Genomic DNA, 17,559 nt, shown 5'->3' with positions numbered 1-17,559 from the left:
TCAGTTATATCAAAGTAAGCAAGTACTCCGATTATCCTTGAGTAGGCTCTGCAAATCATTTTAGAAAAATGAGTTACAGTGATCAATAAATTACTTTTTCTGATAGGAAGTAAAATCAGGAAACTGTAATTACAAACCTAGGGTAAGTTAATAAGTGAAAGGTGAACTAAGTAAAAAAGGAAGTGCAGATGCTGCACTTCCTTTTGTATTGTGCCTCAAGTAGGGCTTAATAACCTGGGTTTTGTACCAAGTTAGGGTTAGCGTTGATTTGCTGAAGTGGAATAGGGAATAGATTTCTAAATGCTTCAGAAGATCCTTTTTCCCACCATGGCTGACTGAATTTACCGAATCTAATCATATCAGTTCTTCTGCTTGCTTCTGCAAACATTTCAAAACCTCTTTCTGCAAAGATCGCATCTGCAGTGATAGTGGTTAGTGGATCAAGTCCAGCTCTTTTTCTTACTTGATTCAAAGCATCTAAAGCTTCACCCGTTTTACCTTGTCTAAATGCAGCTTCGGCTTTGGTCAAAATGATTTCTCCCAATCTGAATAGGGGATAGTCATTGCTCAATTCCTGACCTGCACCCGGAGCAAATTCAAACTTACCCACTCTTACACCAGCTTGTCTAAATGCATTAGGAGCAAGCATGTTGATTTTAGGAGTGAAGGTCAATGGGTTTCCATCAGGATCGCCAGCTTCTGCAGATAGATCTTCAAGTCTCTTTCCGTCAGAAGAAAACTGTGGGCCTTCAAGGAAACTTTGTTTTCTGACATCTTCGTCATCAAAATTGTTGTAAAATTCTTCCAAAGACGCATATCCATTCCAAGGCTGAGCACTTAGGTCAAATGTATTTTGATTTAAGTAGTGCAAAGTCATCATTGCAAGGTTAAAACCTGCAGCATTGTTCTCATCGTATGGAAGTGTTAGAATGTTTTCTGTAGAACCACTATTTCTTGTCGCGAAATTTGCGAAGAAGTTTGAGCTAAGGGAATATGGTCCGGAAATTACTTCGTTTGCTGCAGCTTCTGCATCTGCCCAACGTGGAGTTCCTGTATATACTTCTGCATTAAGGTAAAGCTTAGCTAGCATTGCCTGCGCAGAGTAGTAGTTCAGAGTAGTTCTAGTATCTTCTTTTGGTAGTAAAGCGATGTTATCCAAAATAGATTTCTCAATAAAATCAAACACCTCTTGGCGAGAATTATTGGTTGGGTTTCCTCCTGTGGACTCTTCGGTGATGATAGGTACATTTCCAAAAGAATCTAATAACCATAGGTAAGGAAGCGCTCTCAAAACTTTCAGTTCAGCTACTAGCAGTTCAACATCAGGAAAGGAAATGATCAGGTTGTTGATCTCTCCAACAGCCGTGAAGCAGTAGTTCCAAGAGTTGTTGAATGCATCTTCGGAAGTACCCCAAGTATGTCTATGCACTCTCAGCCAGATACCGCCATCTTCCCAGTCAGGACCTTTCTGAGGGATCGCCATTTCATCTGAAGCCACCTCGTTGATGGACCAGATGCTATTGTGACCTCCCCAGCTACCTACAATTCTCGAGTAAGCTGAAGCCTTTAATACGTCAATCAATTGTGGGTTATTGCTATTTTTCACATCGTCTGGAGTGACTCCATCAAGCACTTCTTGATCTAGTTCCCAGCATGATCCCAGTAGGAAAATCGCTGGAACCAATAGACAGATTTTACTTATATATTTTAACATGTCTCTGTGTTTAGATTGATTATTTGAAATTAAGAGATAAACCCAAAGTGAATGACCTGGTCTGGAAGTAGGTATTTCTACGCTCAAGTCCAGGAGACAGTGACGTGGTAAAGCCATCGCCATTTTCCGAGTCAGTGATTCTAACTTCAGGATCTACCCCCGTATAATCGGTGATAGTGAATAGATTTTGCGCAGCAAAATATATACGGAATGAATTCAGATTTTTAGAAGGTGTTTTGAAATTGTAACCCAATTCCATGTTGTCCAATCGAATAAAGGACGCATTCTCAATATATGAACTATTGAAAGTTGGAGTAGAAGTCACCACCTGAGTTTTGTCGGTGATTACGGAGTTCCAAGTATTAGATGATGCATCTTGGTTTTCGTAGAAACCTCTGTAGGAATTGTACAGATCATGTCCCCATGCGCCTCTGAAGAAGAAGCTTAGATTCCATCCTCCATATTCAAAGTTGTTAGCAAAGCCGAATTCTCCTTTTGGCAGGCCATTTCCTAGCTTTTCAAACTCATTTGGATCAGTTGTAGAAAGGATATATTTCCCATCTTCAGTTAATCCCTCTAGCACCGGTCCGTAGAAATCTCCTAAGGTTTGTCCTACTCTGTTGTATACGATCGGGTTGTTGTTTTGACCTGGAGATCCTGGAGTAGCAAATCTCAACTCATCAAATCCCAAATCTCCAGCTGAAAGGCTTTCGATAGTAGTTTTATCATAAAGCGTGAAGTTTACACTTGGATGCCATTTGATATTGCCCAGATGAATATCATGAGCGGTGACAGCAAACTCAAAACCTGCTGCTCTTAAATCGGCAAGATTCACCCATGTAGAAGAAGCTGTATTAAATCTTCCTGGATCAAATGGGTTAGGAGCTCCAGTGGCTACTGGTACATTGAAAAGAAGATCAGAAATGTTTCTGATGTAATAATCCATCGCTCCAGTTACTTTGTTGTTCCATATTCCAAAGTCCAAGCCAAAGTTCATTTCTTGTTTGGTTTCCCATTTCAGATCTCTATTTGGATTAGAATTTTGCACGATGCCAACAAAAACATCACTTTGAGTCAATGGATCTCCATCAAGATCTACTCTATTTCCGTTGCCATATACACCTAGCGCCAAAGTTGGAGATGGAGGTAAGTTACCTGTGATTCCAAATGATGCTCTAGGCTTGAATTGACTAAAGATTCCCATGTCGAAGATCTGTGTAAAATCAGAACCTAAACTGACAGCAGGGAATACACCTGTTTGATTGTTTGCACCAAATCCTGAATAGGTCTCCGCTCTCACAGAAGCTGAAAGGAAGAAACGGTTATTCAAATTGAAGTTTGCTCTTCCGAAGATAGAGTTCAGCTGATCTTCATTAGCGTAAGATGCTAAATCTGTACTGTTTCCAAGGCGAATAGAACCTGCGCCTAGGTTATCCCATCCCAAATCGAATAGGTATTGTTTTACTCTAGCGTTGAATCCTTGATTTTTGGTGGATTGCGTAGCGACACCACCTAATAAAGTCATATTCAGGCCATCACTAAGGTCTAGCTCGTAGCGTAAAGTAGATTCAAAGATTTTTTGAACTCTATCATTTGTTCTTCTTTGCGCAGATCCACCAGTACCAAGACCGACATTATAATCTAGTCTAGACCAGAAATCACCTGAAAGTGTATTGCTTCTGTCCTGTGAGTATTGAGCAGAGATGGTCAGATTTCTCAAAATGTCGAATTCAGCTCTGTAAGAAGTTAACGCAGACTTAGTCTCGCTTACAAACTTCTGCTGATTAGCCAATGCTACAGGATTGTAGAAATCAAAAAGATCTCTTTGGAAATAACCTCCAAATCGCTCTACGGCATCTTGGGTGTTTTCGAAGATTGGTGCAGTAGGGTTGTAAAGAGTAGCATATCTGAATGCTGCGTCGTTGATTGACTCTCTGTCAATATTTGTGAAGGATAAGTTCACATTTAATCTTAGTCTATTGTCAAGAGCACCTTGAGAAAGGTTAAGGCGAGTGTTAAGTCGCTTATTAGAAACTCCGTTAACAATACCTTGATTATCGCGGTAGTTAACTGCCGCTAGGTAATTAGTATTGTTGAATCCTCCAGACACGCTTGCATTAGTAGTGTAAGAAAATGCATCATCGATCAATTCATTTCTCCAGTCGGTGGAACTTCCAAAATCAGTACCGCCTCTAGCAACGAATTCCTCTGCAGACAATATTGGGATTAGGTTAGTCGCCTGATCCATCGTGCCAAATGAGTTAAGGGACACACTGACTCTTCCATCTTTTGGATTCTTCTTGGTAGTAGTGATTAGAATTACACCGGAAGATCCTCGAGCTCCATAAATAGCAGCCGCAGAACCATCCTTCAGTACGTCAATAGATTGAATGTCATTAGGATCAACGTTATCCATCGAAGCTCCAATCACACCATCCAAAACAATTAGCGGGGAAGAGTTTGCTCCGAAAGTGGATAGACCTCTTAGACGCACATTGAATCCGGAATTGGGATTTCCTCCTGGGCGAGTGATTGAAAGGCCAGCTACCTTTCCCTGAAGTAATTGCGCAGGATTCGAAACGTTTCCTTTGTTGAAGTCTTCTGGCTTTATAGCGACTACCGCGGAAGTAATTTCTTTTTTGTCTTGAGTTCCGTAACCAATTACTACAGCCTCTTCTAGACTTTGAATATCTTCTTCCAGATTAATGATGAAAGTGGTTTTGTTTCCGATTTCTACTTCTTGCGGGATATACCCGACGAAGGACACGATGAGTATCTGGTCACCTTGCTGTAAGTCAAGGGTAAATTTCCCATCCAAATCTGTAGCAGTACCACGAGTAGTTCCTTTTACAAGTACAGTCGCGCCAGGAACAGATTCTCCAATGGTTGGATCCATGACAGTACCTGTCACGGTTCTAGTTTGAGCATTTGCCACTAGAGTAGCGCAGAAGATAAGCGCTATTGCAAGTAGAAACGTCTTTTGTTTTAGTAAATAGTTTCTCATAGGGTTTGATTGTTTGGTATCCTAGAAAATATATAGCCTTCATATATTTCGAATCTAAAGTGTGGTAATAATTTTAATTTTGCAATTGTTAACATTTTTCCTATTTGAGAATTGAAAAACACGATTTAACAGAATAATGTTTTATTTGATGATTGATTAATAAATACCATGTTTTGATGCTATTTTGCTAATGGAAATCGTTTTCCATTTTCGAATAATCACGAATTTGAGTTTTTTTTAAAAAGTTGAAAAAAATACAAGTTTCGTTTAAGGATAATTTTGAGACTAAAAACACATAATTAAAATTTTTGCGAAAGTATTGTTTTGAGGTAAAAAGTTAGGGTTAGTTTTTTGGGGTTTTGTCCCTGAATTCTATTCTAAAATTGGAGATTTGGGGCATATTGAGTAATCCTAAATCATCTTAAAACATACGCAGCGTAAAGTGCGTTTTTGAAAAGCTGTTTAACTTGATGAGCCAATCGACTTTTATGAAAAAACAAATACAAGTATTACTTATTCTGTTGATTTCTGTTTCTGCATTACTTTTTTCTCATCAAGTAGAGGCTCAAGGAATCAAAGGAAATGTGAAATCTTCAGATGGTGAACCTCTGGCTTTTGCATCGGTTTATATTCGAAATCTCGGTGACGGGGTGCCTACCAATGAAGAAGGGAATTACGAATACAAACTTCCGAAGGGAGTTTATGATGTATTAGTCCAATACCTTGGTTACAAATCTCAGCTCGAAACGATCACTGTGTCAGATGGATGGACTATCAAAGACTTTGTACTTGATCCCCAGGAATACACTTTGGCAGAGGTAGAAGTCAGAGCAGGTGCGGAAGATCCTGCGCTGACTATCATGAGAAAAGCGATAGCAAAGGCAAAGTATCATAGACTTCAGATACAGAAATACAGCATGACCGTTTATTTGAAAGGAACAGGAAAACTGACCGATGCACCTTTCTTCTTACGTAAGACCATTGAAAAAGAAGGTCTCAAGCTCAATGAAGCCTATACTTCTGAATCAGTTTCGAGAATCACTTTTACTCAGCCCAATAAAGTGGAGGAAAAAGTAATTTCTATTCGGACCAACGGTGATAACCAATCTACTTCTCCTGCTCCTTATATTCAAACTACTTTTTATCAAGAGAAAATCAATGGCATCATCTCTCCACTTTCTCGATCCGCTTTTCAGTATTATAAATTCCATTACGAAGGAAGCTTCTTTGACCAGAATGTAATGGTGAGCAAGATCAAGGTCACCCCAAGATCAAGAGGAGAGCAGGTCTTTGAAGGCTTTATCTACATTATCGAGGATTTATGGGCGATTCATAGCCTGAACTTGCAGACCTCTATGTTGGGGTTTCAGATTCAAGCCAAACAACAATATGCGCCAGTAGCTGACAATGTCTGGATGCCGTTGACGCATACGTATGACTTTGGCGGTAAGATTTTCGGCTTTGAAGGGAATTTCAAATACTTGGCTTCTACCCGTGAATATGAAATAGAACTGAATCCAGATCTGGCAGTCGTACCTGAAATTATCGATGAAAAAGTACAGGAAGTCCCTGAAGATGCGGTGGCTTTTAATAAGTCTGTATCTGCCTTGGAACAGCTGGCTAAGGAGGAACCTAAAACTAGAAAAGAATATCGCAAACTTCTGAATGAATATGAGAAGGAGTCACTGAAAGAACTCGAAGAGCCAGATGTAGTTCAGGAAAGTTACTATGAAGTGGATTCTATGGCCAAAAAGTATGACCAAGCTTATTGGGACAGCATTCGTCCCGTTCCACTGACCGAGAGTGAGATTGAGGGATATCAGCGGGATGATAGTTTGGCGACAGTGGAGGTAGCCAAGATGAGTGATGTGGATTCAGTAGCTCAAAAAGCTAAGAGAAAGATGAAACCGCTGGACTTCATGAATGGCGCTTCATATAGCATGGGAAAGGGAGTTTCTATAGGATTCAAGCAAAACTGGACAAAGACTTCTTTCAATACTGTTGAAGGTTTCAAGGTTGGAGTGGGATTGTTTTACAGAAAGCAGTCATCCACCAAATTGGCTGATAGTGTAAGCACACATCGCAAAAGCTTCAATATTGAACCTGAGTTGCGATATGGCTTTTCAAGCAATCGTTTTTATGGAAAAGTTGATTTCCGATGGTCCAGCACCTTGCCTATATCAGGCACAACATTCGGAGTAAGAGGCGGTAGATATATCTATCAATTCAATGGGGGAGAGCCGATCAACGAACAGGTAAATGCGCTATACTCTTTGCTTCTGAGGCAAAATTACATGAAGCTATACGAGCAGGATTTTGCGCAAGCATATTGGGCGCATCGAGTAAATGGAGGTATTACCTATCGAGTTAATATGACTTATGCTCATCGTGCAGAACTTTTTAACACGAATAATTACAGTTTCTACAATAAGGAAGGAAGGGAATATACTTCCAACCAGCCAGAGAATGTAGAGACAAGTCCGGGATCATTTGGAGATCATGATATTCTAAAATTGAATACCGAACTAGAGTGGAGGCCGGGAATAAAATACGGGATCAGAAACGGGCGAAAGTATGCTATAAATGATCGGTCTCCCTTGGTTAAGCTCGCTTATAATAAAGCGTTTGGAGGCGTTAGTGGTGATGGAACAGCGGCAGATTTTGATCACTTGGAGCTAGGGATCCAGCATAACTACACTTTTGGAGTAAGTGGAAAGCTGGATTTCAATCTTTCGGCAGGAGCATTTTTGTCCAATGACCAAGTGTATTTCCCGGATTTTCAGCACTTTGGAGGCAATCGTACGATCTTCTCCAACTTTGGTCCTGCCTCCAATTATCGCTTTATGGATTACTACAAGTACAGCACAAACTCTAAGTACTTCTCAGGTATTGTACATTACCAGTTTAGGAAATTTCTTTTTACTCAATTACCGATGTTGAGATTTTCAGGACTAAGAGAGAATATCTTCTTCAATTATCTAAAAACAGACAATTCACCCCATTATTGGGAAGTTGGCTATTCCTTGGATAATCTATTCCGAATTTTCCGATTGGAAATGGGAGCAGGATTTGAAAACAATAACTTCCTACGTGGGGGAGTGAGGTTTGGGGTTGCTACCTTTATCAATGTGAATATTGATAATTAATTTAAAAAATCAGAGCATTAAAAAACCCGGTATAAAACCGGGTTTTTTAATGATTAGACTTTCATGATGTCTATTTCTTTTTTCGCTAACAGTTCATCTATTTTAACAGAATATTGATCGGTTAGCTTTTGTACAACGTCCTCAGCTCTTTTGATTTCGTCTTCTGCGGCACCATCTTTTTGAAGCTTTTTCAGTTCGTCATTGATGTCCTTGCGTACTGTTCGTAGGGATATTTTTCCTCCGTCACATTCGTGCTTAGCTTGTTTTACCAAGTTAATTCGTCTTTCTTCCGTAAGTGCCGGAATAGTAAGAATGATCACTTCTCCATTGTTTTGCGGAGCCAGACCAAGGTCTGAATTAATGATCGCCTTTTCGATCTCAGAGATCATCGTGCGCTCAAAAGGCTTTATGGAAAGTGTTCGGGCATCAGGTGTGTTTACTGATGATACTTGGCTCAAAGGAGTATTAGCTCCGTAATACTGAACCATAATTCCGTCCAGAAGATTTGGCATTGCCTTTCCAGCACGGATTTTCAAAAGCTCAGCAGAAGTATGATCCACTGCTTTTTGCATCAATTCTTTTGCTTCGTCTAAGTATAATTCGATTTCTTCCATGTTTTTTTAGCTTAAAGAAGTGATCAAAGTTCCTATTTCTTCGCCTTGTACCAATTTGCTTAGGTTTCCAGACAAGTTCATGTCAAATACAATGATTGGCAGGTTGTTTTCCTGACAAAGTGTAAATGCAGTCATATCCATGACGTTTAGGTTCTTTTCATACACTTCGTGAAACGAAATGGTTTTATATTTTGTGGCTGTAGGATCTTTTTCCGGGTCAGCGGTATAGACTCCATCCACTCTTGTTCCTTTCAATACAATATCTGCTTCTACTTCAATAGCTCTCAAACTTGCTGTAGAATCGGTCGTGAAATATGGGTTGCCTATCCCAGCTCCAAAAATCACAATTCGACCTTTTTCCAAGTGTCGAATAGCTCTTCTGCGGATAAAAGGTTCGCAAACACTTTCGATTTTGATACCAGACATTAGACGGGTGTACATTCCGCCTTGCTCCAGTGCACTTTGAAGCGCCATAGCATTAATCAAGGTAGCGAGCATGCCCATGTAGTCACCCTGAACTCTGTCGATTCCGGATGATTCAGCTTGCACTCCTCTGAAAATATTGCCACCGCCGATTACGATTGCAATTTCCACACCCATGTCATGTACCTTCTTGATCTCCTCTGTGTATTGCTGCAATCTAGCTGGGTCAATGCCGTAATTCTTGTCACCCATTAGCGCTTCTCCACTGAGTTTGAGCAGTATTCTCTTGTATTTCATGTGTTTGGTATTGTATTTCAGAGGTTTTTTTTATCGCTATTGTTGCGATTATTTGAGGCGAGTTATTCTCAGGTTGGAGCTAAAAATCTTTAGCAAATTGACTGAAAAAGGATCGAGCGTAGCCCGATTTGCACAAAATAATCCGACAAATATAATTTGTTCATTTCATTATGCTAGGCTTAAAAGCTAAAATTGAATCAAGACTTGATTTTTTTCTACGCTTTGATTGAGAGAAACTTTTACGGCTTTTACTATACCATCGCCTGGTGCTTTGATAATATTCTCCATTTTCATCGCCTCTAAGATCAATACAACATCACCTTTGGCTACTTCATCTCCTGGCTGTACTTTCAGGTCTAATATCAATCCTGGCATCGGCGCTTTAATTTCCTTCAAAGCGTTAGATGCAGTGTTATTCATTCCCATTTGCTCTAACAGGATGTCAAATCTATCCTTGAGTTGCAGGGTTGAAACTTTATCACCAAATCTAATTTGGACGCTTTTCGATTCTTTGTCTATGGAAATCAATTCAGCCTCAAGTGACTTATTTTCATAAATCAGGTGAATTTTCCGATCAGAAACCCACTGAAGATCCCAGTTGATCGTTTTTCCATTTACTTGGATTGTGTCTTCGGCTTTTTCTACCGAATAGCTCTTATTTTGGATGGTAACTGTAAACATTCATGTTAATTTGAAGCCGAATATACAATTTCCCCTAAAACAGAAACCCATTCTTACGCTTTAAATATGAATCAATTGACCCTAAAGAACCTTAGCTATCGATGGATTGTGACGAAACTACCAGCTCTTTTTTTTGTAGTAATTTTGATGGCGTGCAAGACTAATCAAGGGGCTGTGGAGGTTGATGATGGTCTGATCTTGGCTACTGAAACTCATTTAGCCGAAATTGATAGTTCGATGATTAAAGCGCTAATTGCTACAGAGGAACTAGCTATCAAGAGCTATCAGCCATCAGAAAAAAAGGATTTTGACATATTGCACACTGAGTTGGATTTGGCTTTTGATTACCTGAATCAGTCAGTGATAGGCACAGCCATACTTACCATTAAGCCCTTTTTCTACGCCCAAAATGAATTGACCCTAGATGCTCAGGACTTTGAGTTAGGTGAAATATTTTTCTCGCAAAAGGGTGATCTTGAATCCTTGCGTTATCAATACGATGACCAAAAAATTAGAATTCAATTACCTAGACAGTTGACAAGAAAAGACACTTTCCAGATTACATTCGATTATACGGCCTTTCCAGAACGAAATGCGGGAGAGGGAAGTGCTGCTATCACTGATACCAAAGGGCTTTATTTCATAGATCCACTGGATACAGTGGCAGATAAACCGACGATGATCTGGACGCAGGGCGAGACCGCCCATAATTCTAAATGGTTTCCTACGATAGATAGTCCAAATGAGAAATTCACCCAACTGATCAAGCTAACTGTTCTGGATTCCTTGATCAGTATTGGTAATGGGGAATTGATTCGCCAGGAGAATTTGGGTAATGGATTGAGAAAGGATTACTGGGAACTGAAGCTTCCACATTCACCTTATTTGGCAGCTTTTGCTATTGGTGATTTTGGAAAAGTGACTGCACAATGGGAAGATGTTCCGTTGGGCTATTTTGTAGAAAAAGGTTATGAAAAGGGCGCTGAAAAAGTTTTTAAGAATACACCTGAAATGATTGGATTCTTCTCCGAGTTACTAGGCGTGAAGTATCCTTGGCCAAAATATGATCAAATCGTTGTCCGTGACTTTGTGTCGGGTGCGATGGAAAATACTACTGCTTCTATTTTCATGGAGGAATTGAGGCTGACAGAACGAGAAGCTATTGATTCTGAATGGGATTACATTATTGCTCATGAGCTTTTTCACCAGTGGTTTGGCGACTATGTGACCACAGAATCTTGGGCAAATATTACTTTAAATGAGGGGTTTGCTAATTACAGTGAGTTTTTGTGGAATGAATATAAGTATGGGGCAGATGAGGCAAAATTGAAGTTGATAGCTGAGACGGAGAATTACTTTGCGGAGGCAGAAACAAAGCAGGTTGAGTTAGTTCGTTTTGAATATGAAAATGCTGAAGATTTATTCGATTCACACAGTTATTCGAAAGGAGGAGCCATTCTGCATATGCTTCGGGAGTATTTGGGAGCGGAAGCGTTTTACGCAGGACTTAACGATTATCTTGAGGAGCATGCATTTGATAACGTGGAGGTAAATGATCTCCGTATAGCATTTGAAAAAGTGAGTGGAGAAGATTTAAATTGGTTTTTCAATCAATGGTTTCTAGACAAAGGTCATCCAGATATTAATTTCAAGGTGGATTATTCAGATCCTTCGAATGTCCTTATTACGGTTTCGCAGCTTCAGGATTTGAGTACGACACCACTGTATCAATTCCCTCTTGAGGTGAGTTGGTATGAAGGCAGTAAGAGAAATAGTAAGCGCTTTATGATCACTAGGGCTTCTCAGGAGATCGCTCTTGAAAATGGCAGTCCTGTCAACTTGGTATTGATTGATGAAGAAAAGAATTTGTTGGCCAAAAAGTCCATTAAAATGAGTCCAGATCAAATGCGAGAGCAGTTTAGGTCATCAATATTTGGAATAGCTCGGTATGAGGCATTGGATAGTTTAATGGCATGGGAAGCAACTACTGAATTGGAATCTATCCTACCGGCAGCTTTAGAAGATCAGTTTTGGTCCATCCGGGAGTCTGCTTTGTCAATTCTTCAAGGTCGTCCAGAATGGCTTGCAGATACACCAGAGCTAGAAAGAAGAGTTGTGGGTATGGCAGTGAATGATACTAAGAATTCTGTAAGAGCGGGTGCCCTTGATGTGTTGTCTGCATATGGGCCGGATAAGCATTATACTACATTTTTGAATTTAGTAAATGATTCTTCCTATTTAGTGGCTGGATCTGCACTGATGGGCTTGGTGACAGTCACTGATCATAAGATAGACTCTGGTATAATAGAAGGTTTCGCGGCAGAAAATAATTTCAGGATGGTGATTCCTGTAGCTGATTATTACATTACGAACTCTATTTTGGGGAAAGGGAATTGGTTCATTGAAAAGGCTAATTCAATTTCTGGTGAAGGTCTTTATTTTTTCTTGGGGTACTTCAGTGAGTATTTTAGTCGTTTTCCTGAGGAGGGTGAAATGGATGCAGTTACTTTTTTACTGGAAAAAATGGAGAATGACTCCAGAAACTATGTTCGATTGGGAGCTTTTCAGGGATTGTTGAGCTTCACCGAAAAGCCTGAGGTAATGAAGAGAATTAGTGAGGCTGCCGCTCGAGAAGCGGACGCAGAGCTGATAATGTACTATCAATATTTTCTTGAGGCATTAAAAGATGAAAATTAATGCATTGATTTATAATTATTTGGAAATAAATAGATCAAAATATCATGAAATTTGAAAGCCATGTTTTGAATCTTTAATAAAAGCTTCTAGTTTTGCCATCCGTTACGATAGGAAGCCCAGAGAAAAAGGGTTTAAAACGTGACACTAGTTGGGGGAATACCAAAGCGGCCAACTGGGACGGACTGTAAATCCGTTGACTTAAGTCTTCATAGGTTCGAATCCTATTTCCCCCACACCATTGCCAGAATGCGAAATTTTTTATCTAATTTTGCAGGGCGAAAAAATCTAGGTAAAACTGGATTTTAAGTGGAAGTAGCTCTCCGAGATATTAAACCGAAAGGTAGAATGTTTAAAAGTAGAGCAGGCATGAGATGGATTTCATCTCGAAAGATTACAAGCGGGAGTAGCTCAGTTGGTAGAGCGGCAGCCTTCCAAGCTGCAGGTCGCGGGTTCGAGCCTCGTCTCCCGCTCTTTGTTCTTCTAAGATTTATATCTTGGGAGAACATAAGAGTCTTTAAGCCGACGTAGCTCAGGGGTAGAGTACTTCCTTGGTAAGGAAGGGGTCAGGGGTTCAAATCCCCTCGTTGGCTCATTTCGATTTATTAGAAAAAAAATTAAATATATCTTTAAACTTAAACTGAGGATTTTCACGCATGGCAAAAGCACAATTCGACCGTTCCAAGCCGCACGTTAATATCGGTACGATTGGTCACGTAGATCATGGAAAGACCACTTTGACTGCTGCCATCACTACCGTTCTGGCTAGTAAGGGTCTATCTGAATTAAGAGACTTTTCTTCTATCGATAACGCGCCGGAAGAAAAAGAAAGAGGTATCACCATTAACACCTCTCACGTAGAATATCAGACTGAAAAAAGACACTACGCTCACGTAGATTGTCCAGGTCACGCTGATTACGTTAAGAACATGGTAACGGGTGCTGCCCAGATGGACGGCGCTATCCTAGTGGTAGCAGCTACTGACGGACCAATGCCTCAAACTAGAGAGCACATCCTTTTGGCTCGCCAGGTAGGTGTACCTCAACTAGTAGTATTCATGAATAAAGTAGATATGGTTGATGATCCTGAGCTTCTTGAGCTTGTGGAGATGGAGATCAGAGAGCTACTTTCTTTCTATGATTTCGACGGTGATAATATCCCTGTAATCGCAGGTTCTGCACTTGGTGCATTGAATGGCGAAGAAAAGTGGGTTGAGACTGTGATGGAATTAATGAACGCTGTTGATTCTTATATCCCTCTTCCAGCAAGAGCTATGGATAAGGATTTCTTGATGCCTGTAGAGGACGTATTCTCGATCACTGGTCGTGGTACTGTAGCTACTGGTAGAATAGAAAGAGGAGTTGTTAACTCTGGTGAAGGTGTTGATATTATCGGTATGGGTGCTGAAGGCCTTAAGTCTACAGTAACTGGTGTTGAAATGTTCCGCAAAATCCTAGACAGAGGAGAAGCAGGTGATAACGTAGGTCTATTGCTAAGAGGTATTGAAAAATCACAAATCAAACGTGGTATGATTATCTGTAAGCCAGGATCTGTGAAGCCTCACTCTCACTTCAACGCTGAAGTTTACGTTCTTTCTAAAGAAGAAGGTGGACGTCATACTCCTTTCTTCAACAAATATCGTCCACAGTTCTACCTTAGAACTACAGATGTAACTGGAGAGATCATGCTTCCAGAAAACGTTGAGATGGTAATGCCAGGTGATAACGTGACTATTGAAGTAACTTTGCTTAGTGCAGTTGCTCTTGAGAAAGGTCTTCGTTTTGCAATCCGTGAGGGTGGTAGAACAGTAGGAGCTGGTCAGGTTACTGAAATTCTAGACTAATCATCAATCACTGATTGACTATTTATACAATGCGATCTCAAATTATTTTGGGATCGCATTTGTTTCTTAAGCAATCAATACCTAATTTTGCGTTCCCATTAGCGGGGCGTTCATTTACACGGGCATAGTTCAACGGCAGAATAGCGGTCTCCAAAACCGTTGATGGGAGTTCGAATCTCTCTGCCCGTGCCAGTAAGTTAAGTACACTATGAATCTGAAAAACTTTGTTCTAGAATCTTATGATGAAATGGTAAATAAGGTCACATGGCCGAAATTTTCATTTCTTCAAAATAGTGCAGTATTGGTGTTAGTCGCCTCTCTGATCTTTGCCCTATTTATAGGTGTGGTAGATCTAGGATTCGAAAACATCATGACATGGTTTTATGATTTATTCTAATTGAATTGACATTACAGAATGGCTGAACATAAATGGTACGTACTCAGAGTAGTAGCGGGACAGGAGAAGAAAACTAAGACCTATTTGGATAATGAAATTACCAGACAGGATATTGGGGATTTTATTCCAGAAGTCCTTATACCATCAGAGAAGGTATATGAGATGAGAAATGGCAAAAAGCGAGTTCGTGAAAGAAACTTCTTTCCGGGCTATGTTTTAGTTAATGCTGATCTCTCAAATGGTGAGGCTAATCACGTAATTACAAGTATTCCGGGGGTAATCGGTTTCTTGGGATCAAGTTCAGGAGGAGCTTCCAAAACCCCTGAGCCACTTCGTCAATCAGAAATCAATCGTATTTTAGGTAAGGTTGAAGAGATAGACGAGTTCGCAGAGAAACTGGATACACCATTTATAGTCGGAGAGACTGTCAAAGTAATGGACGGTCCTTTCAGTGGGTTTACCGGAACAATAGAGGAGATATTTGAGGAGAAGAAAAAACTTAATGTTATGGTTAAGATCTTCGGCCGAAATACTCCTGTCGAATTAAACTTTATACAAGTAGAAAAACAAGACTAAGCAATGGCTAAGGAAATCACTGGTTATTTAAAACTACAAGTGAAAGGTGGCCAGGCAAACCCGTCGCCTCCAGTAGGTCCAGCTCTTGGTTCCAAGGGTCTGAACATAATGGAGTTTTGTAAGCAATACAATGCACGTACTCAGGAGAAAATGGGTCAAGTGCTACCTGTATTGATTACGATCTACTCAGATAAAACTTTTGACTTCGTAGTTAAAACTCCTCCTGCAGCGAACATGTTGCTTGAGGCTGCGAAACTTAAAAGTGGATCTGCTGAACCAAACCGTAAGAAGGTAGGATCAGTAACCTGGGATCAGGTTAGAGAAATAGCGGCGGTGAAAATGCCTGACCTTAATGCTTTCAAAGTTGAGTCTGCTATGAAAATGGTGGCTGGTACAGCAAGAAGCATGGGAATCACAGTATCTGGTAAAGCCCCTTGGGAAGTATAAATAAAAAACAATGGCTAAGTTAACAAAAAAGCAAAAAGAAGCTCTTTCTAAATACGACCCAAGCCAAGTGTACTCCCTGGAGGCAGCTTCTACTATCGTGAAGGATATTACTATGGCGAAGTTTGACGCATCTGTTGATCTTGACATCCGTCTGGGTGTTGATCCTCGGAAGGCTGATCAAATGGTAAGAGGCGTTGTTGCGCTTCCTCATGGTACAGGCAAAGACATCAAAGTATTGGTGCTTTGTACTCCTGACAAAGTAGCAGAAGCAACCGAAGCAGGTGCAGATTACGCAGGCTTGGACGAATACATAGCTAAAATCGAAGGCGGATGGACTGACATTGATGTCATCATCACGATGCCTAACGTAATGGCGAAAGTAGGTAGATTGGGTAGAGTATTAGGACCAAGAGGTCTTATGCCAAATCCTAAATCAGGAACTGTTACTCTGGATGTAGCTAAGGCAGTAAGAGAAGTAAAAGCGGGTAAAATCGATTTCAAAGTAGATAAATTTGGAATCATTCACGCTGGTATTGGTAAAGCATCCTTCACTGCAGTGCAGATCGAAGAGAATGTTAAAGAACTTATCCTTACCATTTCTAGACTGAAACCTTCATCTTCTAAGGGAACGTATTTCAAGAGTATTCATTTATCCAGTACAATGTCTCCTGGGATTGCAGTGGACAAGGGTAGCATTCAAGGAATTTAATCATGACTAGAGACGAAAAGAAAGTAATAATCGACGGTCTTACTGAGAAATTTAAAGAAAACCCTTTCTTCTATATCACGGACGCTTCAGGTTTCTCTGTTGCACAAGTGAATGCATTCAGAAGAACTTGTTTTGAAAAAGGCGTAGAGTACAAAGTGTACAAAAACACCTTGATCAGCAAGGCACTGGAAAATTTAGATGCCGACTTTAGCGAGTTAGCAGATAATGCATTGAAAGGATTCTCTGGAATAATCTTCTCAAAAGAGACGAGTAACCTTCCGGCAAACGTATTGCTGGACTTCAGAAAAAAAATAGGTAAAAAAGCAACAAAGCCAGCTTTTAAAGGAGCTTCTATCGATTCAGATATCTTTATCGGTGAAGAAAACCTTGAAATGTTGTCCAAGTTGAAGTCAAAGGAGGAATTGCTAGGCGATCTAATCGGCTTGCTACAATCTCCAGCGATGAATCTTATCTCAGCATTGCAAAGTGGCCAGAACAATATTTCTGGTGTGCTTAAGACGCTTGCTGATAGAGAAGAAAAATAGTTCAAAAAAAATAATTCAAACAAATATTAAATTTCAAATACAATGGCAGATCTTACGCAACTTGCAGATCAGTTGGTAAACTTGACTGTAAAAGAGGTTAAAGAATTGACAGATATCCTTAAGGATCAGTATGGCATCGAGCCAGCTGCTGCAGGCGCAGTAGTTGTAGCAGGTGGTGCTGGTGCTGGTGAAGCTGCAGCTGAAGAAGAGAAAACGACTTTTGACGTTATCTTGAAAGCAGCTGGTGGATCAAAACTGGCAGTTGTTAAACTTGTAAAAGAATTGACAGGTCTTGGTCTTAAAGAGGCTAAAGAACTAGTTGACTCTGCTCCTAAAGCATTGAAAGAAGGTGTAGCTAAGGACGAAGCTGAAGGCTTGAAGAAGTCTTTGGAAGAAGCTGGTGCTGAAGTAGAGATCAAATAATTTGCTGAACCGCAACTATTAGGTTGGGGTTCACACCTAAGACCT

At 40.2% G+C, this 17,559-nt stretch carries 14 protein-coding genes and 4 tRNA genes; 13 read left to right on the top strand and 5 right to left on the bottom strand.

Annotated elements, in window-relative coordinates:
• Window positions 1-226: 226 nt before the first annotated feature.
• Window positions 227-1,714 carry a RagB/SusD family nutrient uptake outer membrane protein gene (locus BM291_RS02830; protein ID WP_092894655.1) on the bottom strand — a complete coding sequence of 496 codons (1,488 nt, stop codon included), beginning with the start codon at window positions 1,712-1,714 and terminating at the stop codon, window positions 227-229.
• 19 nt (window positions 1,715-1,733) lie between these two features.
• Window positions 1,734-4,718: a SusC/RagA family TonB-linked outer membrane protein gene (locus BM291_RS02825; protein ID WP_092894654.1), complete on the bottom strand. Its 2,985-nt coding sequence runs from the start codon at window positions 4,716-4,718 to the stop codon at window positions 1,734-1,736.
• Between the two features lie 488 nt (window positions 4,719-5,206).
• On the opposite strand from BM291_RS02825, the gene BM291_RS02820 reads away from it, so the two are divergent.
• Window positions 5,207-7,864 carry a DUF5686 and carboxypeptidase regulatory-like domain-containing protein gene (locus BM291_RS02820; protein WP_092894653.1) on the top strand — a complete coding sequence of 886 codons (2,658 nt, stop codon included), beginning with the start codon at window positions 5,207-5,209 and terminating at the stop codon, window positions 7,862-7,864.
• Window positions 7,865-7,917: 53 nt separating this feature from the next.
• Here BM291_RS02820 and frr read toward each other — a convergent pair whose 3' ends face one another.
• The 3 genes from frr to BM291_RS02805 form a co-directional block, all read right to left on the bottom strand.
• Window positions 7,918-8,478 (bottom strand): ribosome recycling factor, encoded by a 561-nt coding sequence (gene frr, locus BM291_RS02815; RefSeq protein ID WP_092894652.1) that lies wholly within the window; start codon window positions 8,476-8,478, stop codon window positions 7,918-7,920.
• A 6-nt stretch (window positions 8,479-8,484) separates the two neighbouring features.
• Entirely contained in the window at window positions 8,485-9,198 is a 714-nt protein-coding gene (gene pyrH, locus BM291_RS02810) for a UMP kinase (RefSeq protein ID WP_092894651.1), read from the bottom strand.
• A gap of 186 nt (window positions 9,199-9,384) precedes the next feature.
• Window positions 9,385-9,879 (bottom strand): acyl-CoA carboxylase biotin carboxyl carrier protein subunit, encoded by a 495-nt coding sequence (locus BM291_RS02805; protein WP_092894650.1) that lies wholly within the window; start codon window positions 9,877-9,879, stop codon window positions 9,385-9,387.
• Between the two features lie 66 nt (window positions 9,880-9,945).
• Between BM291_RS02805 and BM291_RS02800 the strand changes: the two genes are divergently transcribed.
• The 12 genes from BM291_RS02800 to rplL all read left to right on the top strand — a co-directional run bounded on the left by BM291_RS02800 (window position 9,946) and on the right by rplL (window position 17,514).
• Window positions 9,946-12,576, top strand: a complete 2,631-nt coding sequence (locus BM291_RS02800) for a M1 family metallopeptidase (protein ID WP_092894649.1) — start codon at window positions 9,946-9,948, stop codon at window positions 12,574-12,576.
• Window positions 12,577-12,726: 150 nt separating this feature from the next.
• Window positions 12,727-12,809: transfer RNA gene (locus BM291_RS02795), tRNA-Tyr, on the top strand.
• Window positions 12,810-12,973: 164 nt separating this feature from the next.
• A tRNA-Gly gene (locus tag BM291_RS02790) sits at window positions 12,974-13,046 on the top strand.
• A 48-nt stretch (window positions 13,047-13,094) separates the two neighbouring features.
• Window positions 13,095-13,166: transfer RNA gene (locus BM291_RS02785), tRNA-Thr, on the top strand.
• A gap of 63 nt (window positions 13,167-13,229) precedes the next feature.
• On the top strand, window positions 13,230-14,417 hold the full coding sequence (tuf, locus tag BM291_RS02780; protein ID WP_092894648.1) for an elongation factor Tu: 1,188 nt from the start codon (window positions 13,230-13,232) through the stop codon (window positions 14,415-14,417).
• Between the two features lie 118 nt (window positions 14,418-14,535).
• Window positions 14,536-14,609, top strand: a tRNA-Trp gene (locus BM291_RS02775).
• 16 nt (window positions 14,610-14,625) lie between these two features.
• The gene (secE, locus tag BM291_RS02770; RefSeq protein ID WP_091692128.1) at window positions 14,626-14,814 is read left to right on the top strand and encodes a preprotein translocase subunit SecE; all 189 of its coding nucleotides are present in this window, start codon (window positions 14,626-14,628) and stop codon (window positions 14,812-14,814) included.
• An 18-nt stretch (window positions 14,815-14,832) separates the two neighbouring features.
• The gene (gene nusG / locus BM291_RS02765) at window positions 14,833-15,390 is read left to right on the top strand and encodes a transcription termination/antitermination protein NusG (protein WP_092894647.1); all 558 of its coding nucleotides are present in this window, start codon (window positions 14,833-14,835) and stop codon (window positions 15,388-15,390) included.
• Window positions 15,391-15,393: 3 nt separating this feature from the next.
• Window positions 15,394-15,837 carry a 50S ribosomal protein L11 gene (rplK, locus tag BM291_RS02760; RefSeq protein ID WP_092894646.1) on the top strand — a complete coding sequence of 148 codons (444 nt, stop codon included), beginning with the start codon at window positions 15,394-15,396 and terminating at the stop codon, window positions 15,835-15,837.
• Between the two features lie 10 nt (window positions 15,838-15,847).
• The gene (rplA, locus tag BM291_RS02755; RefSeq protein ID WP_092894645.1) at window positions 15,848-16,546 is read left to right on the top strand and encodes a 50S ribosomal protein L1; all 699 of its coding nucleotides are present in this window, start codon (window positions 15,848-15,850) and stop codon (window positions 16,544-16,546) included.
• Window positions 16,547-16,548: 2 nt separating this feature from the next.
• A complete protein-coding gene (gene rplJ, locus BM291_RS02750; protein ID WP_092894644.1) occupies window positions 16,549-17,091 on the top strand; it encodes a 50S ribosomal protein L10 in 543 nt (180 codons plus the stop codon).
• Between the two features lie 42 nt (window positions 17,092-17,133).
• Entirely contained in the window at window positions 17,134-17,514 is a 381-nt protein-coding gene (gene rplL / locus BM291_RS02745; protein WP_092894643.1) for a 50S ribosomal protein L7/L12, read from the top strand.
• The last annotated feature ends 45 nt before the right edge of the window (window positions 17,515-17,559 follow it).

Origin of the sequence: Algoriphagus aquimarinus (assembly GCF_900112005.1) — a bacterium.
Lineage (GTDB): Bacteria > Bacteroidota > Bacteroidia > Cytophagales > Cyclobacteriaceae > Algoriphagus > Algoriphagus aquimarinus.
The sequence above is the reverse complement of the archived record's forward strand: the minus strand, read 5'-3'. Positions and strand labels throughout refer to the sequence as shown.